The following is a 22369-nucleotide window of genomic DNA, read 5'->3' as shown; positions in this document are numbered from 1 at the left end:
TCAAAAATAAGTAAAAAGTAATGAAGGCAGTTAGTATTAAGAAATTTTTATAATAAAAGTGCTTTATAAAAGCACTTTTTTATTTTAAATTATTTTGAAATGGTTTGCGTTCTATCGGGTCCGACAGAAATTATTGTAATAGGAACTTCAAGTTCTTCTTCTATAAACGAAATATAATTTTTAAGTTCTTGTGGTAATTCATTATACGATGTCATTTCGGTTAAATCGGCATTCCATCCTTTCATTTCGGTATAAATTGGTTCAAGATTTTCGGGTTCAATAGTATATGGAAGATGTTTTATAGTTTCGCCTTTATATTTGTATGCAGTGCAAACTTTTAAAGTATTAAAGCCCGAAAGCACATCGCCTTTCATCATATATAATGCGGTTACGCCATTTACTTGAACGGCATATTTTAGCGCTACTAAATCGAGCCAGCCACAACGACGAGCACGACCTGTTACAGAGCCAAATTCGTTACCTACTTTTGCCATTGTTTGTCCTACTTCATCAAATAATTCTGTTGGGAAAGGTCCGGAACCTACACGAGTAGTATAGGCTTTAAAAATACCAAAAACGTCTTTTACTTTGTTTGGTGCAATTCCTAGACCTGTACAAGCGCCTGCAGCAGTAGTGTTTGATGATGTTACAAAAGGATAAGTGCCAAAATCGACATCTAAAAGAGAACCTTGTGCGCCTTCTGCTAAAATAGATTTTCCTTTTTTTAAGGCTTGGTTTAAATAGTCTTCGCTGTCTATGAAAGTGAGTTGTTTTAATGCAGTAATAGCTTCAAAAAATTCTTCTTCCATTTCTTTTAAATCGTACTGTAAATCGACATCATAAAAAGCAATCATTGCTTGGTGTTTATCGGCTAAATTGCGGTAGCGCTGTTTAAAATCGGCTAGTTCAATATCGCCAATTCGCAGACCGTTTCTACCTGTTTTGTCCATATAAGTAGGGCCAATTCCTTTTAAAGTAGAACCAATTTTTGCTTTTCCTTTTGAAGCTTCGGAAGCAGCATCAAGCAATCTATGCGTTGGAAGAATTAAGTGTGCTTTTCTTGAAATGAATAATTTAGAAGTTACATCCATGTCAAATTTTGCTAACCCTTCTAATTCTTTTTGAAAAACCACAGGGTCAATAACGACACCGTTTCCAATGATATTTATAGCGTTTTTATGAAAAATTCCTGAAGGGATAGTGCGTAAAACGTGTTTTATTCCGTCAAATTCTAATGTGTGTCCTGCGTTTGGTCCGCCTTGAAAACGAGCTATAATATCGTATTTTGAAGTAAGTACGTCAACAATTTTTCCTTTGCCTTCGTCGCCCCATTGTAATCCGAGTAATAAATCTACAGTCATTTTGTGTTGTTTGTTGTGTGTTTATGAATTAAAATTATTTCTTTTTTGTTCCGTAAAAATATAGTGAGTGGTTTTGAATTTCAACACCAAAAATTTCTTCCATGGTTTGTTTTATTTGTTGAATTCGAGGATCGCAAAATTCGATAACTTCACCTGTGTCGGTTAAAATAATATGATCGTGTTGCTTGTCGAAATACGATTTTTCATAATGCGCTTGGTTTTGTCCAAATTGATGGCGACGCACTAAGCCACAATCAAGTAATAGTTCGATAGTATTATAAAGAGTGGCACGACTTACGCGGTAATTTTTATTTTTCATTTTGATATATAATGATTCTATATCGAAATGTTCGTTAGAGTTGTATATTTCTTGAAGAATAGCGTAGCGTTCTGGAGTTTTACGATGTGCTTTTTCTTCTAAATAATTGGTAAATACGTTTTTTACAATTTCTTGATTGTTATTGTTTTCCATCGGAAATTTTTATAAATCGTTGCAAAGATACTTTTAAAAATTAGAATTTAGAAATTAGAATTTAGAAATTAGAAAAAACGCTAACAGAAAACAGATAACGGTTAACTTAATTTTTATTTAAACGAATTACTTTATCTACACCATCTACTTTTTTAATGTTGTCCATAAGTTTTTTTAATACATTGTTGTTAGGTACTACAACGGTAATTTTTCCATTAAAAATACCTGCATTTCCATTTAAAGATAAACTTTGAATGTTAACGAGCATTTCGTTTGATATAACTCGTGTTAATTCGTTAGTTAATCCCATTGTATCGATTCCTTGAATTTGTATAATAGCTTTAAATTCTTCTTGGCTAGAATCTATCCATTTAGCTTGAATTACACGATACGCATAATTGGATTGCATACTAATAGCATTTGGGCAATCTTTTTTATGAACTTTTATACCTTCGTTTATGGTTACAAACCCAAAAACATCGTCGCCAGCAATAGGGTTACAACAATTTGCAAATTTATAATCTAATTTTTCTTCATCTTTACCAAATACTAATAAGTCGTAGTTTTTGCTTAATACATTAGCGTTTAGTTGCTCGGAATTTACATTTGTTCCGCTACGTTTAATAGTTTTCTTAAAAAAGTTTACTAAAGTATTACTTTTTTGTGCCGCAAAATCTTTTAAATTTTGGTTGTCTATTGCGCCTATGCCAACTCTATAAAATAAATCTAAACTGGTTTTCAGTTTAAAATAATTAACTAATTCGTTAGTTGTAGATTCGTTAAGTGTTATTTTTAAGTGTCGAAGTTTTCGTGTAAGGATTTCTTTTCCGTCTTCGGCAATTTTTTTAGCATTTTCGTTAAGCGCATTTTTTATTTTAGTTTTGGCTCTTGCTGTGGTAACAAAATCTAGCCATTGTAACGTAGGCTTTTGATTTGGAGAAGTAATTACTTCTACTTGGTCGCCACTACTTAGTACATAATTAAGTGGTACTAATTTTCCGTTTACCCTAGTTCCTCTTGTTTTTAAACCAACATCGGTATGAATTGCAAAAGCAAAATCGAGTGCAGTAGCGTCTTTTGGTAACGATTTTATATCACCTTTTGGTGTAAAAATATAAATTTCTTTGGCGTATAAATTTAATTTAAAATCTTCTACAAAATCTACTGCATTCGTGGTTTGGTTTTCAAGTGCTTCTTTTAATTGATTGAGCCAAATTTCGAGACCGTGTTCTTCTGCATCGGCATTTTTATACTTGTAGTGCGCTGCGTAGCCTTTTTCGGCAATTTCATCCATACGTTCACTACGAATTTGAATTTCTACCCAGCGGCCTTTTGGTCCCATAACGGTTATATGCAATGCTTCGTACCCTGTAGATTTTGGCGATGAAATCCAATCGCGCAAACGGCTAGGACTTGGTCTGTAATGATCGGTTACAACGGAATAAATTTTCCAAGCTAAAAATTTTTCATCGTTTGGTTTCGATTTGTAAATAATGCGAAGTGCAAACTTGTCGTAAACTTCTTCAAAACTTACATCTTGTGTTCGCATTTTTCGTCTAATGGAATAAATAGATTTTGGTCGTCCTTTTATAATAAAATCTATATTTTCATCTTGTAACGATTGGGTTAAAACATCGGAAATAGATTTTATATACGCATCTTGTTCTTGCTTGGTTTCTTTTATTTTACTTACAATTTCGTTGTAAATTTTTGGTTCAGTATATTTTAATCCTAAATCTTCAAGTTGCGTTTTTATGTTATAGAGTCCTAAACGGTGAGCGAGTGGTGCGTAAATATAAAGTGTTTCCGATGCAATTTTTGCCTGTTTATAATCGGCCATGCTGTCCATTGTTTGCATATTGTGTAAACGATCGGCAATTTTTATTAGGATAACTCGAACATCTTCGTGTAGTGTGAGCAGCATTTTACGAAAATTTTCGGCTTGTAACGATACATCGTGTTCGGTTTTTACTTTAGCAATTTTGGTTAATCCTTCTACAATTTTTGCAATTTTAGGATTAAACATATTTTCGATATCTTTTACTGTAATTTCAGTGTCTTCTACTACATCGTGCATTAATGCCGCGGCTATAGAAGTAGCACCTAAACCAATTTCTGATGCTACAATTTTAGCTACAGCAATAGGATGAAAAATATAGGCTTCTCCCGATTTTCGACGCTGATCTTTGTGTGCATCTACAGCAACGTCAAAGGCTTTTCGAATGAGTTTTTTATCGTCACTTGAAAGTGTTTGATAGCTGATGCGAAGTAGTTCTTTATATTCTTGCGCAATGGCTTTGTTTTCGGCTTCTAATTCTAGTTCTGACATGCAAATAGTTTTGTAACTTAAAAGTATTACAAACTTTTTAAATGGGCAAAGTTTTTTAACTTATTTCGCAATTATAATGTTAATTCTCCTAAAATTTCTTCTTTCATAAATGGTCCGCCAGGGTAGGTTGCTGTATAATCGAGGTTTAACCAAATTTTTCCGCGTTCGTCTATGTGGTAATGAATATCTTTACCTTTACTTTCGGCACTAAACAAAACTTCTTTAATTAAATAAATGGCCGTTTCTAAATCGCTATTATTGCCTATGAGCATTTCTGGGTAAATGTGTCCGCCTGTATGAATTAATCGGGGTGAACCACCAATAGCTTTTATACAAGCCGCCATTAAAATGGCATGATCGTCGCAATCGCCAGAAAAATGTTGTAAACTTTCTGAAGCGTAGGCTATATATTCGCTTCCTTTTGGGTCGTTTACGTAATTCCACCTTTTTTTTATTTCGGCAAAAACAGCAAAACATTGAATCATTCGTCTGTCTTTTTCGGTATGTTTAATGTTTTTAAAGTGTTGTGTTGTGGCGTAAACTGCAAAATTTCTAACTTTTGGATTGGTGTAATCTACAGCATCAATAATTTTTGATTTGTTAGGAAAAGGCAGTAGTTTAGAAATAATAATATCTTGAGGTTTCGGATTTTCGGCCATGGCATAAATCATATAACGGTAATCGTCGAAAACGCGTTGAAAGCCATAATTTCCAAACAATGTTCCGTAGGTTAGCACTAGCATATATATAAAAATGCAAACAACAAGAATGGTTTTCATAAGACGTAAAACAAGCTGAATAACAATTAGAATAAATGTAAAAAGCAGTATTCTATCTAGATGAAACGGCCAATTTAACTCAATTAAATTTTGATGTGCAATAATAAAAACAGGAATTGTTATAAGTATATTTAGGGTTAAAATAATAACCGAGTCCCAAGGTTTTGGTAAAGAAAGTTTTTCTTTTAATTGTTGTAATGAAATTTTTGGAAAGGTTATCATTTTAATTCAAAACGACAAAAGTACATTTTTATTTAGCGATTGCTTCAAATGGAGCTATTTTTTCAATAATATTTAACGAAAATAATTGTTGTTGTACCTTTTCTATTGTTTTTTTATCAATCTGTTTTTGAGACCATTGCGTTAGCGAAAGCCATTCTCGAATATCTTCAATTTTTTGATTGAATTTAGAGGCTAGTGTTCTATCGATACTTGGAATATATTTAAACTCTTCTGTTGTGGTATTGATAATTTCTAAAATGTGTTCTATAATATGCGGTTCTTTTTCTAAAATTTCATTTCTAACAGCAATTACAAAACATGGCCACGGAGTAGGGCAGTCGGCAATTTTGCGAAACGTTCCGTTATCGACCAAAGGTTTGGTCATAAAGCGTTCCCACATAAAATAATCGGCTTTATGGGTAGTTAGTGCATCAACCGCACCTTCAATAGTATTTACAATTTCAAATTGAAGATTGTTTGTATTCCAACCTTGATTTTGTGCGTTTACAAAACTCATTAAATGCGAACCTGAACCGTAGCGCGATATAGCTGCTTTTGTTCCGTTTAAATCGTCTAATTTTTTGTAATTAGAATTAGCGGCTACGTGAATTCCCCAAATAAGTGGCGATTGTACATATACTTGCACAATTTTACTCGAATTTCCTGCAATAATATCTTTTACAATTCCTTCGGTAAGAATTACCGCAATATCAGTTTCGTTATTGCGAAGCATTTGGCACATTTTTCCTGTTCCTTCGGGCACATCTGTCCATTGTAAATTAATACCAACTTCTTCAAATTCGCCATTTTCGATGCACATTTGCCATGGTAAATTAAAATGTTCGGGTACACCTGCTATTTTTATGGTTTTCATTACTTGTAGTTTAAATGTTAGTAGATAGTTTTGTAATACACTCTTCTCTAATTTTCCAAACTTCGTTAAAAGTTTTTGTTTGATGCGATGTTTTTAGCCAATTTCTTAAAAAGTCTTGATGATAATTTACTTTAAAATCAATTACTTGTTCGGGCTGAATTTCAATTTCTTCTAAAATATCGTTTTTTATGGTTTCGAAAAGTGAGTTTTGAGTAGTAACATCAATAACTTCAGTATTTACTCTCAAATAACAATGTGCTTCGGGAATATAATCTAATTTGTTTTGCGATAAAATGGGTGCTATTTTAGGCGTATTTTGTTCGTTCATTTTAAAAATTCCGATATACAATTTTACGTTTTCAATATCATTTTTATCGGCAAAATCTTTTAAAAAAGCGTGCTTTGAGCTGCATGTTCCCTTATTTTCGGTTAAAATCAACGAAAAATCAGTTCTGTTTGAATTTCTTCCGTACGGAATTTGTTTTACTTTTTCGATTAATTCTTTAAAATTCATATACTGAATACTGTACTGAAACTGATTACTGATTATTTTGAAGCGTACCAAACACAAGGAATATGGTTATTCCAAGTATATTCGTTTTTAAATTGTAATCCTAATTTTTCTAAAATTCTACGAGAACCTTTATTATCAATATGAGCAGAGGCATATAAAGTATCAACTTTTAAAATTGTAAAAGCATAACTATACCAAGCTTTTGCAGCTTCATACGCATACCCTTTTCCCCAAAATTCTTCTTTTAATCGGTAACCAATTTCGTAAAAATGAGAATGATTATTTTCTTCTTCGGTAATAAACTTTAAACCGCACCAGCCAACAAATTTATTACTGTTTTTAGTAATCATTGCAAAACGACCAATTCCGTTTTCTTCGTATTGATTTAGTATATTTTTTAAGTAACCTATACTTTCTTCTTTAGAAGTAAGCGGATTGTTTCCTAAATAAATATGTACATTAGGATTACTGTCCATTATAAACATATCATCTGCATCGGAAAGTTGTAAGGGACGAAGCAATAAACGTTGCGTTTCTAGGTTAAAATTCATGGTTTATTTGCTTTAAATGATAAAATAAATGGTTTAAATAGTCTTCAATTAAAAATTTAAAATTAGACATTTCTTGGTTGGGAAGAATAATTTGATAGGATAAGGTTTCTTTCGTTTGATTATTAATAAGATATAAAATATGACTATTTAATTGTAACCATAAATTGATTAAATCATCACTATTTTTATTTTGATAGTTATTGGATTGTACCAATTCATCTTGTTGATATTTTCTTATTATGTAAGGTTTTTCTAAATATTGAATTTCTGTAAAACGTTGAATATTATTAATTGCAGAATCTACTAAATGTCCTAAAATTTCTTTTTTAGACCATTTTTGAGTTAATTTTAATTCAAAATCATCAATTTCAAAAAACTTCTTTGAAATCTTAATTTGACTTAGTAATCTATCAAATTGATCTATTTTATTTATCATTTTACTTTTAATTTTGAAACAACTATTCTATAACCATCTGGATCTAAAAACATTTTACCATTTTCATTCCAATACGGATTTTTGGACTTAATTAATTGAACGTTATTTTCAATAATACTATTAATAATATCTTGATATTCTATTTGGGTTTGTGGATAGAATACTAACATGTCATCTTCTCCAAATGTAAATTCTATTTTTTCTTGATTTTCAGTAAATTCTAAATGCCAATTTTGGTTTTGTTTTCCAATAAAAATTCCATTATATCCATTATGATTTTCAAAACTTCCTAATATTTCAAAGTGTAAAACTTGAGTGTAAAATTTTTTTAGCTTTTCTAAACTATTAGTATGTCTTGCAAAACGAAAAGTCATTTACTATTCGGCTAATTTATTCAAAGTATATTCAATCAATTCATCAACTGCTTTATAAGGATTTTTACTAAAAGTTCCGTTGGCACGATTGGCAATAATGGCATTCATCGATAAACATTGATGCCCTAAGAGTTTACCCAAACCGTAAATGGCACCTGTTTCCATTTCGAGATTCGTCATTTTTGTTCCGTTATAATTAAAACTATCCATTTTAGTATTTAATTTTGGATCTTGAATAGCCAAACGTAAAACTCTACCTTGTGGCCCATAGAATCCGCCAGCAGTTCCTGTAAATCCTTTAAAAATTTGATTGCTTTCTAATTTTGTAGCTAATTTTTTGCTTCCTGCCACTACATAAGGACGTCCTTTTCGTAAATCCCAATTGGTTTGTTTAATAAAAGCGTCTTCAATTTCGTGTTCGCAAATATTATCAATAACATACGATTGTAGCATATTATCTAAACCTAAACCGTATTGACTCATTACAAAACTATCTACAGGAATATCGGCTTGTAATGAACCCGAAGTTCCAATACGAACAATGTTTAACGAAGTAAGTTCAGGTTTTATGGTTCGGGTTTTTAAATCGATGTTTACTAGTGCATCTAATTCGTTCATGACAATATCAATATTATCTGGACCAATTCCGGTTGACATAACCGTAATGCGCTTTCCTTTGTAAGTTCCTGTTTGGGTTTTAAATTCACGTTTTTGAGTGGTAAATTCAATAGTATCGAAATGTTTAGTAATTTTTTCTACTCTGTTTTGGTCGCCAACAAAGATGATGTCGTTTGCAATATTTTCGGGTTTTAAATTAATGTGATAAATACTACCATCAGGGTTTAGTATTAATTCTGATTCTTTAATCATTTTATTTATGTATTATGCTTTAGGCAAAAAACGTTAAGCAATTTGTAATTTATAATTCGTAATTCGTAATTCAAAAATTGAATTTACCCACCTACGCGCTTGGTTTTAAATCCTTTATCTTGTAGTAATTTCATTATTTTATCGCGATAATCGCCTTGAATAATAATTTCGCCTTCTTTAAAACTTCCACCAACGGCTAGTTTGCTTTTAATTTCTTTTGCTAACAGTTTAAAGTCTTCATCTTCGCCTTCGTAACCCGAAATTATAGTTGTAGGTTTTCCTTTTCTTTTTTCATATTTACAAATCATAGGCTCTTTTTGAACATATAATATGTGCTCTTTTTCTTCTGTTTTTTCAACTTCAGTTGAAGCTTGATGATTAGGAAAAAGTTTTTTTAATTGTTCTTGTAAATCCATAATAGATGTAAAATTACAAAATCTAAAATTTTAATTTCAAAGATATTCTGAATTTTATTAAGAAAAGTTATAGAAAGCAAAAAATGCAGCCTATAGACTGCATTTTTAAAACAAACTAAACCAAAATTTGCAATTAAAAGCAATACGCATTTTCAGCAATTACTTTTTCAGCAATTTTATTTCTTAATGCCACAACATTGGGCATATTTACATATTTTGTAAAACGGCGTAAGCCCATAAGCATCATGCGTTGTTCATCTCCTTCTGCAAATGAAACAATACCTTCTTTTCCTTTTTGATTAATGATATCTACCGCATTGTACAAATACAATTGTGCCATGGCAATTTGTTCTTGTGCCTTATCTTGACCTACTTTTTTAACCAATTTTTCGGTACGTAAAAGCGTGCTTTCTGCCATATAAATTTCAATCAACATATCGGCTGCTGCCATCAATAATTGTTGGTGCGATTCTAATTCTGGACCATATTTTTGCACCGCTGCTCCCGATACCATTAAAAACGCTTTTTTCAATTTGGCAATCATTTCTTTTTCTTCAGTAAATAATTCCGAATAGTCGGGTACATCAAATGATGAATTGCCATCGTTCTTCTGCTACAGCGGACTAATAAATCAACATGTCTTTTCATTGCTTTTTTAATCAACATTCCTACGGAAAGCATGCGATTAATTTCGTTTGTACCTTCGTAAATACGAGCAATACGAGCATCGCGCCAAGCACTTTCCATAGGTGCATCTTCAGAAAAGCCCATGCCACCAAAAATTTGAATTCCTTCATCGGTGCAATGTTGTACGTCTTCAGAAACGGCTACTTTCAAAATAGAACATTCTATAGCAAATTCTTCAACACCTTTTAATTCAGCTTCTTGATGTGAATTACCTTCATTTTCACGAATTTCAATTCTTTTTTGAATGTCAGCTGCTGCACGGTAAGTGGCACTTTCTCCAGCATAAGCATTGGTTGCCATTTCTGCTAATTTGGCTTGAATAGCACCAAAACTAGAAATTGGGACATTAAACTGAAATCGTTCATTAGCATAATTTACCGCTGTAGAAATCGTTCTTCTTTGTGCTTCAAGACAAGCGGCTGCTAATTTTATACGACCAACATTGAGCGCATTCATAGCAATTTTAAACCCTTCACCACGACTATGCTAGCATATTTTCTACAGGAACTTTTGTTTCATTAAAAAATACTTGTCGAGTAGAAGAGGAGCGAATTCCTAATTTATGCTCTTCTTCACCAAGAGAAATTCCGTTTGAAGGATCATTTTCTACAATAAATCCAGTGATGTTTTTATCATCTTCAATACGAGCAAATACTATAAATAATGAACAAAATCCCGCATTTGAAATCCACATTTTGCCACCAGTAATTTTGTAATGTGTACCATCTTCAGATAAAACGGCTTTGGTTTTCCCTGAATTGGCATCAGATCCTGCACCCGGTTCAGTTAAGCAGTACGCACCAAACCATTCTCCCGAAGCCAATTTTGGTACATATTTTTGTTTTTGTTCTTCTGTACCGTATAAGGTTATTGGCATGGTACCAATTCGGTATGAGCTCCAAAGCTGTTGAAAATAGGCAGTTGCTCCAGAGATATAATCGCAAACCAAAACGGTATTGATGAAACCCATTCAATCACTTCATAAGCACCAGGAACCGCTACACTTAAATAGCCCCAATTCACCTGCTTTGCGCATTACTTCTTCCGTAAGGCATAATCTTTTTTTCGAAACGTTCTTTAAACGGCCATAATTATTTATCTACGAATTCGATAGCGAATCGCGCATCATGATTTGTTCTTCCGAGAAATCTTCCGGGTGTGAAAACGTCTTCACATTTAGTTTCTTTAACAAAGATTGACCTCCTCTTAGTATATCAGCCATAGTGTTGTTATTTTAAATGAATTTTAAATGTTTTATTATTTTTTTGATGTTATTATTATTTTGGCAATAATATTTATTATATGTTCAATTTCTCAAGATGAGGTGATACATCCAACTTTTGTTAATTCTGATTTATCTAATAATTTTAACCAATATTTTGTTTCTCTTGCCTCCTTGGAAGCGATTGACATTTACTAATAAATCTTTTTAGATTGTGCTGCAATAGCTTCTTCTATATTAACACCAATACTTGTTCCAGTTTTCAAAGTTGCTGAAATGACAAATTACTTTCCTTTTAATAGAATATAAAGTGCAATAATTGTTAATTGAAAATTCAAAGATTTTATTAGCTATTAAATTATCACCCTTCATAATTTAAAATTCAACATTTATAATAATTCTCATTGCCGCTGCTCCTTGTCCTGTTCCTACACACATGGTAACCATTCCGTATTTGTTATTACGTAAACGCATTTCATCGAATAATTGAACGGCTAATTTGGCACCTGTACAACCCAATGGATGTCCTAAAGCTATAGCACCGCCATTAACATTGATTATTTCTGGGTTTAAGTCGAGTTCACGAATAACTGCTAATGACTGTGAAGCAAAGGCTTCATTCAATTCAATTAATTCAATATCTGATTGTTTTAAACCTGCTTGTTTTAGTGCTTTTGGAATTGCTTTTACAGGGCCAATTCCCATTATACGTGGCTCAACACCTGCTGCTGCATAATTTACTAATCGTGCAATTGGTTCAAGATTTAATTCTTTTACCATTTCTTCACTCATAATTAAAACAAAAGCAGCGCCATCACTCATTTGCGATGAATTTCCAGCAGTTACACTTCCATCAGCAAAAACAGGTTTTAATCCTGCTAATGCTTGTACTGAAGTTCCTGCTCTTGGCCCTTCATCTTTTGAAACCGTATAAGAAGTGGTTTCTTTTTTACCTTTTTCATTAACAAATGTATGCTCTACTGAAATAGGAACAATTTGGTTATCAAATTTACCTTCTGCTTGTGCTTTTAAAGCTTTCATGTGCGATTGATACAAAATTCATCTTGATCGTCACGAGAAACATTAAATTGTTTAGCGACAGCTTCTGCGGTTAAACCCATTCCCAATAATAATCTTCATGACCTTCTTTGGCGATTTTATAATCAGGAGTTGGTTTGTAAACACCCATGGTATATAACTCATACTTTCAGCACCACCAGCAATAATACAATCAAACCATGCCAACGATTTTGCAGTTGCCACTCCGCTGGTGTTCTGAACCAAGAAGCACAATAGCGATTTACTGTTACCTGGAACATCATCGGGTGCATTTCAAACCCATCAATAAAAATTAAACGCCCCATATTTAAACCTTGTTCGGCTTCGGGCATGGCATTTCCAACCATTACATCATCTATACGGGTTTTATCAAAATTGGGTAATTGATTTATTAAATAATCAATGGTTTCAGCTGCCAATTCATCGGGTCTTTTGAATCGGAATAATCCTTTTGGAGCTTTTCCAACGGCAGTACGATATGCTTTTACTATATATGCTGTTTTCATTTTAATTTATTTTAGATGAAAGAAGAAAGAGAAATAATTGTCTTAATACTTAATTTTTATTACTTGATACTAATTTCTAAGCGGCTTCCCTTTAGTTCTAACATATGTGAATGCGTTCTAAAGTTTTTCGTTCAGCAGTTAAACTTAAAAATGCTTCCCTCTTTCAAAATCTAATAAAATATTGTTTACCTTCTTCAAATTCGGTTTCTGACAAATCGCCACCTGCCGTCACCAGCTGTTTGTGCAATTTTTTATCAATGAGCCGATATGTATTTCCCAAACACCATACTATCAGTTCCTACTAAAGACATACCTAATGCTTGTTTTCCCAAATACTTTTTATATCTTTTCTCGTTTTACAGTTTGCATATAACCTTGTTCGGCCATTGTAAGCTACTTGTTTTGCAGATTCTGTTTGACGATCTTTCTTTACTACTACTATATCGCGTCTTACTTTTGTAAAACTCCGAGTATCAAAACCTTCATGCTCACTGATGTTGCAACACCGCCATACCAACGATTAGAAATATTCTTGTAAAACGTTTAGTTCAACATCATTTTACCGAAGTATCAGCTGCACGTAATGCCATTCTTTAGATCCGCCACCACCAGGAATTAATACACCAATTCGACTAATCTGATATACGTTTCTGCTGCAACAGCTCGGTCGGCGTATGGTTAATTCATCACCACCCAATGTCCATTGTGTGGGCAGCAATTACCAGTGTGCCAAGATAGCGACAACGCATCATCGTATCTTGAAACATTTTGATAGCCAAATTCATTTAAATCGTATTCTTGTTCTACTGCCATCATAAAAATCATACCTAAATTGGCACCCACTGAAAAGTTAGCATCTTGATTGCCAATGACTAAACCATTATAATTTTTTTCGGCTAAATCGATTGCTTTATTAATTCCTTGAAGTACACCAGCACCAATAGAATTCATTTTTGAAGTAAATTCTAAATTTAAAACACCATCGCCTAAATCAGTAATTATGGATTCGTTGTTATTCCAAACTTTTTTATTTTCTCTTATATTATTTAAAATGATAAAAGCATCTTGTCCAGGAATTTTTTCAACTGATTTGGAAGAAATAGCGTAGTAATTAGTGGCGCCATCTTTTACAGAATAAAAAGAAGTCGTTCCTGAAGCTATCATTTCATTTACCCATGAAGCTGGTTCATAACCTTCAGCTTTCATCATTTCGATACCTTTTTCAACACCAATTGCATCCCAAATTTCGAATGGACCATTTTCCCAACCGAATCCAGCTTTCATAGCATCATCAATTTTGTATAAGGCATCCGTGATTTCAGGAATTCTGTTTGAGCAGTAAGCAAACATTGCCGAGAAGTTTTTTCGGTAAAATTCGCCTGCTTTATCTTTACCACCAACTAAAACTTTGAATCGATTAATAGGTTTATCGATAGTTTTAGTAAGCTCTAAAGTCGCAAAAGACGCTTTTTTATTTGGTCGATACTCTAATGTATTTAAATCTAGTGAAAGAATATCTTTATCTACTTTTTTATAAAAACCTTGCCCAGTTTTACTTCCTAACCAATTATTTTTCATCATCGTATCAATGAAATCTGGCAATTTGAATAAATTATGCGCTTCATCATTAGGACAATTTTCAAAAATTCCGTTGGCTACATGCACCAAAGTATCTAAACCAACAACATCGACCGTACGAAACGTTGCTGATTTTGGACGACCAATAACTGGACCAGTTAATTTATCAACTTCTTCAATGGTTAAATTCATCTCTTTTACTTGATGAAATAAACTCATAATGCCAAAAATTCCGATTCGATTACCTATAAATGCTGGAGTATCTTTGGCAACAACCGATGTTTTTCCAAGGAATTTTTCGCCATAACCATTTAAAAAATCAAGCGTTTCTTGTGAAGTTTTTGGTCCTGGAATAATTTCAAATAATTTTAAATAACGTGCCGGATTAAAAAAGTGGGTTCCGCAAAAATGTTGTTGAAAATCATCGCTTCTACCTTCACTCATAAAATGAATAGGAATTCCAGAAGTATTGGTTGTAATTAATGTTCCTGGTTTTCGATATTTTTCAACTTGTTCAAAAACCAATTTTTTAATATCTAAACGTTCCACAACTACTTCAATAATCCAATCGGCTTCTGCAATTTTAGCCATGTCATCAGTAGTATTACCAGTCGTAATTCGGTTGGCAAAACTTTGATGATAAATAGGAGAAGGTTTCGATTTTAGAGCATTGGTTAAATGTTCATTTACAATTCGGTTGCGAACTAATTTATTTTCTAATGATAAACCTTTTTTTTGTTCAGTTTCCGTAAGTTCTTTTGGAACAATGTCGAGTAGTAGCACTTCTACGCCAATATTGGCAAAATGACAAGCGATGCCACTTCCCATAATACCTGAACCAATTACGGCTACTTTTTTAATATTTCTTTTCATTATATAAATGATTTATTTTGATGTGTTGTTAAAAATTTTTTTGTCGGATATTAAATCGTTAATTAATTCGGCAACTTCCATAAAATGATTTAATTTTTCTTTGGATACATTATTTTTAATTACCTCGTTAAATTTTAAAACCGTATTTTTTGAAAGTTCTCTTTTTTCTAGCCCTTCTTTTGTTAAATGTATTAATACACCTCTGCCGTCGTCTGGATTTTTTTTTCTTATGATTAATCCGCGTTCTTCCATCGATTTTAAGGTTCTAGTTAAGCTTGTGGCTTCCATTCCCATTTTTGGCCCAAGGGCTGTTGATGGTGTGCCATTTTCTCTATCAATACTTAATAATGCAAAACCTGTTGCCATTGTTGCGCCATATTTTGTAGCTTCTTCATTATACATTCTCGATACAGCTTGCCAAGTAGCTCTTAAAGCGTAATCAATTGTTTTATCCTTCATTTATTTTAGATAATTGTTCAAATATAAAAAAAAATACTATGCGCGCATAGTATTTTTAATAAAATTTTATTATTTTTTAATTTAAGTAACTAAATATAAAGGTTTAACTATAAATTTTGTGGTATAAATCTTTATATTTTTCTAGTATTATTTTTCGTTTTAATTTCATAGTTGGTGTTAAATGCCCTGACTCGATAGACCAAATATCTGGTGTTAGCTCGAATTTTTTTACTTTTTCCCAATTACCAAAATTTTCATTTACACGATCTAGTTCTTTTTGGAAACGTTTTATAACGCGTTCATTTTTTATAATGTCTTCTGGTGTATTTCCTAGTTCAATATTTTTTCGTTTTGCCCATTCGGCCAAAAATTCAAAACTAGGTTGAATAAAAGCGGCTGGCATTTTTTGCCCTTCGCCGATTACCATTATTTGTTCGATAAATCGCGATTGTTTAAAGCTATTTTCTAAAACTTGAGGCGCAACATATTTTCCGCCAGAAGTTTTGAACATTTCCTTTTTACGGTCGGTTATTTTTAAGAAACCATCGCTATCGATTACGCCAATATCGCCTGTATGAAAATAGCCATTTTTAATAGCTTCATCTGTTTTTTCTTGGTCTTTATAGTAACCTATCATTACATTTGGACCTTTACAAAGAATTTCGCCATCTTCGGCAATTTTAACTTCTACACCTTGTAAAACGCGACCCACAGAACCAAAACGAACACCTTTGTTATTTAGCTCATTTACCGAAATTACGGGTGAAGTTTCGGTTAGACCATAACCTTCAAGAACTGGAATGCCTGCTGCCGAAAAGACTCGAGCCAAACGTTCTTGTAAGGCCGCACTTCCACAAACTAAAACATCGAGTTGGCCACCTAGAGCTTCTTGCCATTTTGAGAAAATGAGTTTGCGTGCTATTTTTAATTTTAAATTGTATAAAAAGTCGTTTTCATTATTAGGTTTGTACTGCATTCCTAAATCGAGTGCCCAAAAGAAAAGTTTCTTTTTTATACCTGTTAAATCGGTTCCTTTAGCGTAAATTTTGTCGTACACTTTTTCAAGCAAACGTGGTACCACAGTCATTACATTGGGTTTTACCTCTTTTAAATTTTCTGACATTTTTTCGATGCTTTCTGCAAAATAAACCGATATACCATAATATTGGTAGAGGTATAAAATCATACGTTCGAAAATATGACAAATTGGTAAAAAACTTAAGGCTTTTGCCTGTCCTTTAACTAATGGTACTCGTGGTGCACTCATAAGTACATCTGAAACAATATTTTGATGGGTTAACATAACTCCTTTTGGTCTTCCTGTTGTTCCCGAAGTATAAATAATTGTTGCCAAATCTTCGGTTTTAATGCTGTTCTTTCTATCTTCAACTACATCTTGATTGGAAGTTTCTTTACCTAATTCTAGCAGTTCTTTCCAATTTTTAGCATTTTCAATTTCATTAAAAGTATAAACTTCTTTTAATGATGCAACTTTATGTTTAATAGCATTTACTTTATTTAACACTTCTTCATCAGAAACCAAACAATACGACGATTCGGAATGGTTTAAAATGTATTCGTAATCGTCTTCGGAAATGGTTGGGTAAATAGGTACAGTTTGTGCGCCTGTTTGTAAAACACCAATATCGCAAATATGCCATTCGGTTCTATTATTTGAAGAAATAATGGCAACTTTTTCATTTTTATTTAAGCCTAAACGCAGAAAAGCTCTGGAAATGCAATTGGCCTTGTCAATATATTCTTGAGTAGATGTTTTAACCCATTCGTTTCCATACTTGGTTACTAATGCGTCTGATAGCGGGTATTTTTCCAATTGATAATATGGAAAATCAAATAAGCGGTTAATATTGTTCATATTTTGCAATTAATGTGTGATGCAAATTATGAAAATTTCATTAATTAACCAATTTTTTATGAATATGTTAATAGGTGTTTTTTAAAATATTGAACTTTAGTATATTATGTATGCATACTAAATAATTTATTTTTTTATAATGTATGTTTATAAATTTTTCTTATCAATAATAACAGCGTTTACACTTATGCTATTTTGATTAATGGCAACAAATTTTACTTCATTTGTTGTATAGTTTAATTTTAAAAGTCCAAATTGATTTGTTTGTTTAAATACTAAATTTAAAACTTCTTCGTCTGTACAAAATCCATTAGAATAAATGTTGCCAAGACTGTAAAATGTGTTTTGCGACTTATCGGTTACAACATTATTTGTTAGGTTTATTTCAAAAGGTTTACAAGCATTTACCCAATTTGTACCTCCTAATTGAGTATAAGACAAAGTTGTGTTATCAATTTTAGCTAATGTTGATGCGCCAACCGTTGTGGTAATTTGGGTTACAGTTTTTAAATTAAGATCTACTTCTAAAATTCCGTTGTTTAATGAAGACATGTATAATTTATCATTTGCATATACCAATGACGTTATGCCTACTTGATAAAAACTTATTTCCAAATCTGTAATAGTATAGGTTTCTGGGTCAATGGCAACTATTTTACTTGGATGTGTGCTATTGGGTAGATTCTCATTAACAACAGCAAGAATAGAATTACCATCAAATGTCATTTGTGCTAAGAAAGGTTCGTTCATAGTGCTGGTTACAGAGCTAGGAATAGTAATATTTATGGTTGATGTAGTATTTGTTGCCTTGTCATACTCATAAATTACATTGGCTAAAGGAATATTAGCTTCCTTACAAATAATTTTAGTATTGAAATTTATAAAAGATGTTAACATAAGTAAATTGTCTTGCGTAGTAATTTGCCCAATTTGATTTATTGTTCCCGTATTATTTCCGATTTCAAAAATTTTACCTTCTGAGTTTGCCGTTACAATTTTATAAGTATCTGTAACCACTTCGTTTTGATTATTATTGTTTTCATTATTAGTTTCATTTGTTGGTGCTTCATTAGCGCTATCACAAGAAATGAATACAATCAAAATTGATAGTAGTAAATTTTTCATATTTATATGTTTATTTTTTATTTTCAATCCATTTACGTGCATTAACAAATGCTTCTAGCCAAGGCGAAACATCGTCTTTTTGATTGCGTTCTGGATAATATGCCCAATTCCAAGGGAAAATAGAACGTTCGATATGTGGCATCATTACAAGATGTCTTCCAGTTGCATCACATAACATGGCAGTATTATAGTCTGAATCATTAGGATTGGCAGGATAGCCTTCGTAAGCATATTTGGCTACAATAGTATAGTTTTCTTCAGCATAAGGTAAATTGAATTTTCCTTCGCCGTGAGAAATCCAAACGCCTAAAGTTGTACCTTCTAAAGATGAAAGCATTACGGAATTATTTTTTTGAATTTTTACTGAAGTAAAACCGCTTTCATGTTTTTGAGAAGTATTATGCTGCATTTTTCCATGTACGTTATGTTCAGGGTTAATCAATTCTAATTCCATAAAAAGTTGACAACCATTACAAATTCCAACAGATAATGTATCTTCTCTTTTAAAGAAGTTTTTTAAAGCGGTATTGGCTTTTTCATTGTATAAGAAAGCACCCGCCCAACCTTTTGCTGAACCCAATACATCAGAATTTGAAAAACCACCAACAGCACCAATAAATTGAATATCTTCTAAAGTTTCACGACCCGAAATTAAATCGGTCATGTGCACATCTTTTACATCAAAACCTGCTAAATACATAGCATTTGCCATTTCACGTTCGGAATTACTTCCTTTTTCTCTAATAATTGCAGCTTTTGGTTGAGTTCCTGCAGGAATTTCAGGTTTTTTTCCATCAAAATTATTTGGAAATGTAAAGTGTAATGGTTGGTTTTTGTAATTTGCATAACGCGCCTCAGCCATTCCATTTTTTGATTGTTTTTGATCTAATAAATAGGACGTTTTGTACCAAATATCTCTGGTTTCAGCAATAGAAAAATTGAAGTAATCTTTTCCGTTATTGATAGAAACGAAATCACCTTCTACAACTGAACCAATATTGAAAATTTCAATTCCGTTGGCTTTGAAAGTCGCTTCAACTTCATTATCCGCTTGAAAAACAACTGCAATATTTTCATTAAATAACGCTTTTACAGAATCTGATTCGCCTAAAATAGATAAATCGTAATTAGCTCCAACACCTACTTCAGCAAAAGACATTTCTAATAAAGTAGTAATTAAACCGCCACTTCCAATATCGTGTCCAGCATTAATTTTTCTTTCTTTAATTAATAATTGTAACGTATTGAATGCCTTTTTAAAATAATCAGCATTTTTAATAGTTGGCACTTCCGAACCAACTTTATTTAGAATTTGATAAAATGAACTTCCTCCTAATTTAAAGGTATCTTGCGATAAATTCAAATAATAAATATTGCCTCCATTTCTTTGTAAAACAGGCTCAACTACTTTTGTAATATTAGAGCAATTTCCTATGGCTGATATTATTACAGTTCCTGGTGCAATAACTTCATCATTAGGATATTTTTGTTTCATAGATAACGAATCTTTACCCGTTGGGATATTGATTCCTAATTCAATTGCAAAATCGGAGCAACCTTGTACAGCATCGTATAAACGTGCATCTTCGCCTTCATTTTTACAAGGCCACATCCAGTTTGCAGACAATGAAACCGATTGTAATCCATTTTTTAAAGGTGCCCAAACTAAATTTGATAAAGCTTCTCCAATTGAATTTCTTGAACCAGCTATAGGGTCAACCAAAGCTGAAATAGGGGAGTGCCCAATTGAAGTAGCGATGCCTTCTTTTCCTTTAAAATCTAATGCCATCACACCCACATTGTTTAAAGGTAATTGTAAAGGACCCGCACATTGTTGTTTTGCTACACGCCCTCCAACACAACGGTCAACTTTATTGGTTAACCAATCTTTACAAGCTACAGCCTCTAATTGTAAAACTTGATTTAAATAATTTGGAATTTCTGAAATAGTATAATCGGGACTAGCATAATTATGAACTATATTTTTATCGTTCATAATGGTTTTAGGTGAACTACCGAAGAAATCTTCCAAAGCATAATCCATTGGTTTTTCACCCGTAGTTTTTGATTCGAATGTAAATCGATGATCATTAGTAACATTTCCAACGGTATACATTGGTGCACGTTCTCTTTCAGCAATTTTTTGTAAGGTATCAAGGTCATTATTACCGATAACCAATCCCATTCGTTCCTGCGATTCGTTACCTATTATTTCTTTAGCAGATAAGGTCGGATCGCCAATGGGTAATTTATCTAAATCGATTAAACCACCTGTATTTTCAACAAGTTCCGACAAACAATTTAAATGTCCACCGGCACCGTGATCGTGAATAGAAACGATTGGATTATTTTCGCTTTCCACTAATCCACGAATGGCGTTTGCAGCTCGTTTTTGCATTTCAGGATTGGAACGTTGAATAGCATTTAGCTCAATTCCAGAACCAAATGCACCCGTATCAGCAGATGAAACGGCAGCACCGCCCATTCCAATTCTATAATTTTCACCACCTAAAATAACGATTTTATCGCCAGATTTTGGCTCTTTTTTAATGGCTTGATCTAATTTTCCGTATCCAATTCCTCCCGCTTGCATGATTACTTTATCGTAACCAATTTTACGATTTTCTTCTTCATGTTCAAAAGTTAAAACTGAACCAGCAATTAAAGGTTGCCCAAATTTATTTCCAAAATCAGAAGCACCATTTGACGCTTTGATTAAGATATCCATAGGAGTTTGGTACAACCATTTTCTTTCATCCATACCCTTTTCCCAAGGACGTGTTTCTTCCAATCGAGAATATGATGTCATGTAAACGGCTGTTCCAGCTAACGGCAATGAACCTTGTCCACCTGCCAAACGGTCACGAATTTCTCCACCTGAACCTGTTGCAGCACCATTAAATGGTTCAACAGTTGTTGGAAAGTTGTGTGTTTCTGCTTTTAATGAAAGTACAGAATCAAATGTTGTTTCTTGGTAGAAATCAGGTTTGTCTGCACTTTTAGGAGCAAATTGAGTTGCTTTTGGTCCTTTTATAAACGCTACATTGTCTTTATAAGCTGAAACAATTTCATTGGGATTTGTTTCAGATGTTTTTTTAATTAATTTGAATAAAGAAGAAGGTTTTTCTTCACCATCAATAATAAATGTTCCGTTGAAAATTTTATGACGACAATGTTCAGAATTGGCTTGAGAGAAAGCAAATATTTCAGAATCGGTTAATTTTCTTTCTATTTTTTTTGATAAATTATATAAATAATCAACTTCTTCTTCGCTTAAAGCTAATCCTTCTTGGTTATTATAGGCAGCTATATCATCTATTTCTAAAATTGCTTCTGGTTGAACATTTATTGTAAAAATATTTTGATTTAGTTGCGAATATTTTTGAGAAATCATCGGATCGAAATCAGTAAAATCTTCTTTTACTATATGAAATTCTTCAATTCGAATTATCCCAGAAATTCCCATATTTTGAGTAATTTCTACGGCATTTGTACTCCAAGGCGTAACCATTGCGGCTCTTGGGCCAACAAAAAAAGCATCTAACGATGCCTCAGTAGAATTTATTTTGGTATAAATGTTATTCTGTTGTGAGTTGAATAACCAGTTTAATTTGTTGCTATCTTCATTCGATAAATTGTTTTGCGTTTGTACCGCATAAACAGTGTTGGATTGGTTTCCGAAGAAATGAATCATTGTATATAAAAGTTAGTGTGTTGTTGATTGTGCAAATTTATTTTAAAAAGTTGAAAGGCGAAAGTTTGAAAGTTAAAAAGTTATAAAAAAAT

Annotated in this window: 15 protein-coding genes and 3 pseudogenes; all 18 read right to left on the bottom strand. The window is 32.5% G+C overall.

Annotated features, from left to right (window positions below; genetic code table 11):
- Positions 1-89: 89 nt before the first annotated feature.
- Positions 90-1361: an adenylosuccinate synthase gene (locus R2808_RS03900; protein WP_371269647.1), complete on the bottom strand. Its 1272-nt coding sequence runs from the start codon at positions 1359-1361 to the stop codon at positions 90-92.
- Between the two features lie 34 nt (positions 1362-1395).
- The gene (locus R2808_RS03895; RefSeq protein ID WP_371269646.1) at positions 1396-1833 is read right to left on the bottom strand and encodes a Fur family transcriptional regulator; all 438 of its coding nucleotides are present in this window, start codon (positions 1831-1833) and stop codon (positions 1396-1398) included.
- Positions 1834-1939: 106 nt separating this feature from the next.
- The gene (locus R2808_RS03890; RefSeq protein WP_371269645.1) at positions 1940-4162 is read right to left on the bottom strand and encodes a bifunctional (p)ppGpp synthetase/guanosine-3',5'-bis(diphosphate) 3'-pyrophosphohydrolase; all 2223 of its coding nucleotides are present in this window, start codon (positions 4160-4162) and stop codon (positions 1940-1942) included.
- Between the two features lie 71 nt (positions 4163-4233).
- Positions 4234-5163: a transglutaminase gene (locus R2808_RS03885; RefSeq protein WP_371269644.1), complete on the bottom strand. Its 930-nt coding sequence runs from the start codon at positions 5161-5163 to the stop codon at positions 4234-4236.
- A 28-nt stretch (positions 5164-5191) separates the two neighbouring features.
- Positions 5192-6037, bottom strand: a complete 846-nt coding sequence (locus R2808_RS03880) for a substrate-binding domain-containing protein (protein WP_371269643.1) — start codon at positions 6035-6037, stop codon at positions 5192-5194.
- 10 nt (positions 6038-6047) lie between these two features.
- Positions 6048-6551, bottom strand: coding sequence for a hypothetical protein (locus tag R2808_RS03875; protein ID WP_371269642.1), 504 nt, complete (start codon positions 6549-6551; stop codon positions 6048-6050).
- Between the two features lie 32 nt (positions 6552-6583).
- Positions 6584-7102, bottom strand: a complete 519-nt coding sequence (locus R2808_RS03870; RefSeq protein ID WP_371269641.1) for a GNAT family N-acetyltransferase — start codon at positions 7100-7102, stop codon at positions 6584-6586.
- Positions 7092-7538 carry a DinB family protein gene (locus tag R2808_RS03865; protein WP_371269640.1) on the bottom strand — a complete coding sequence of 149 codons (447 nt, stop codon included), beginning with the start codon at positions 7536-7538 and terminating at the stop codon, positions 7092-7094. The genes R2808_RS03870 and R2808_RS03865 overlap by 11 nt, the downstream gene beginning before the upstream one ends.
- Positions 7535-7912, bottom strand: coding sequence for a VOC family protein (locus tag R2808_RS03860; protein ID WP_371269639.1), 378 nt, complete (start codon positions 7910-7912; stop codon positions 7535-7537). Before R2808_RS03860 ends, R2808_RS03865 begins: the two co-directional genes overlap by 4 nt.
- Before the next feature lie 3 nt (positions 7913-7915).
- Positions 7916-8782: a nucleoside phosphorylase gene (locus R2808_RS03855; RefSeq protein WP_371269638.1), complete on the bottom strand. Its 867-nt coding sequence runs from the start codon at positions 8780-8782 to the stop codon at positions 7916-7918.
- 83 nt (positions 8783-8865) lie between these two features.
- Complete coding sequence (locus R2808_RS03850; protein WP_371269637.1) at positions 8866-9198, bottom strand: translation initiation factor; 333 nt, start codon at positions 9196-9198, stop codon at positions 8866-8868.
- 133 nt (positions 9199-9331) lie between these two features.
- Positions 9332-11107 (bottom strand): annotated as a pseudogene (locus tag R2808_RS03845) (acyl-CoA dehydrogenase family protein).
- Positions 11108-11482: 375 nt separating this feature from the next.
- A pseudogene (locus R2808_RS03840) lies at positions 11483-12672 on the bottom strand (acetyl-CoA C-acyltransferase).
- A gap of 69 nt (positions 12673-12741) precedes the next feature.
- A pseudogene (locus R2808_RS03835) lies at positions 12742-15123 on the bottom strand (3-hydroxyacyl-CoA dehydrogenase NAD-binding domain-containing protein).
- Positions 15124-15135: 12 nt separating this feature from the next.
- A complete protein-coding gene (locus R2808_RS03830) occupies positions 15136-15582 on the bottom strand; it encodes a MarR family winged helix-turn-helix transcriptional regulator (protein WP_371269636.1) in 447 nt (148 codons plus the stop codon).
- Positions 15583-15685: 103 nt separating this feature from the next.
- A complete protein-coding gene (locus R2808_RS03825; protein ID WP_371269635.1) occupies positions 15686-17458 on the bottom strand; it encodes a long-chain fatty acid--CoA ligase in 1773 nt (590 codons plus the stop codon).
- A gap of 147 nt (positions 17459-17605) precedes the next feature.
- Positions 17606-18583, bottom strand: coding sequence for a hypothetical protein (locus R2808_RS03820; RefSeq protein ID WP_371269634.1), 978 nt, complete (start codon positions 18581-18583; stop codon positions 17606-17608).
- A gap of 10 nt (positions 18584-18593) precedes the next feature.
- Entirely contained in the window at positions 18594-22277 is a 3684-nt protein-coding gene (purL, locus tag R2808_RS03815) for a phosphoribosylformylglycinamidine synthase (RefSeq protein ID WP_371269633.1), read from the bottom strand.
- Positions 22278-22369: the final 92 nt, after the last annotated feature.

This window comes from Flavobacterium sp. (genome assembly GCF_041392005.1).
In the GTDB taxonomy this organism is placed as follows: domain Bacteria; phylum Bacteroidota; class Bacteroidia; order Flavobacteriales; family Flavobacteriaceae; genus Flavobacterium.
This window is presented reverse-complemented; position numbering and strand designations above follow the sequence as displayed.

Coding starts and splice junctions, on each gene's coding strand:
- R2808_RS03900 (WP_371269647.1), bottom strand. CDS start 1,361: ATGACTGTAGATTTATTACTCGGATTACAATGGGGCGACGAAGGCAAA.
- R2808_RS03865 (WP_371269640.1), bottom strand. CDS start 7,538: ATGATAAATAAAATAGATCAATTTGATAGATTACTAAGTCAAATTAAG.
- R2808_RS03870 (WP_371269641.1), bottom strand. CDS start 7,102: ATGAATTTTAACCTAGAAACGCAACGTTTATTGCTTCGTCCCTTACAA.
- R2808_RS03855 (WP_371269638.1), bottom strand. CDS start 8,782: ATGATTAAAGAATCAGAATTAATACTAAACCCTGATGGTAGTATTTAT.
- R2808_RS03885 (WP_371269644.1), bottom strand. CDS start 5,163: ATGATAACCTTTCCAAAAATTTCATTACAACAATTAAAAGAAAAACTT.
- R2808_RS03825 (WP_371269635.1), bottom strand. CDS start 17,458: ATGAACAATATTAACCGCTTATTTGATTTTCCATATTATCAATTGGAA.
- purL (WP_371269633.1), bottom strand. CDS start 22,277: ATGATTCATTTCTTCGGAAACCAATCCAACACTGTTTATGCGGTACAA.
- R2808_RS03830 (WP_371269636.1), bottom strand. CDS start 15,582: ATGAAGGATAAAACAATTGATTACGCTTTAAGAGCTACTTGGCAAGCT.
- R2808_RS03895 (WP_371269646.1), bottom strand. CDS start 1,833: ATGGAAAACAATAACAATCAAGAAATTGTAAAAAACGTATTTACCAAT.
- R2808_RS03880 (WP_371269643.1), bottom strand. CDS start 6,037: ATGAAAACCATAAAAATAGCAGGTGTACCCGAACATTTTAATTTACCA.
- R2808_RS03860 (WP_371269639.1), bottom strand. CDS start 7,912: ATGACTTTTCGTTTTGCAAGACATACTAATAGTTTAGAAAAGCTAAAA.
- R2808_RS03890 (WP_371269645.1), bottom strand. CDS start 4,162: ATGTCAGAACTAGAATTAGAAGCCGAAAACAAAGCCATTGCGCAAGAA.
- R2808_RS03850 (WP_371269637.1), bottom strand. CDS start 9,198: ATGGATTTACAAGAACAATTAAAAAAACTTTTTCCTAATCATCAAGCT.
- R2808_RS03820 (WP_371269634.1), bottom strand. CDS start 18,583: ATGAAAAATTTACTACTATCAATTTTGATTGTATTCATTTCTTGTGAT.
- R2808_RS03875 (WP_371269642.1), bottom strand. CDS start 6,551: ATGAATTTTAAAGAATTAATCGAAAAAGTAAAACAAATTCCGTACGGA.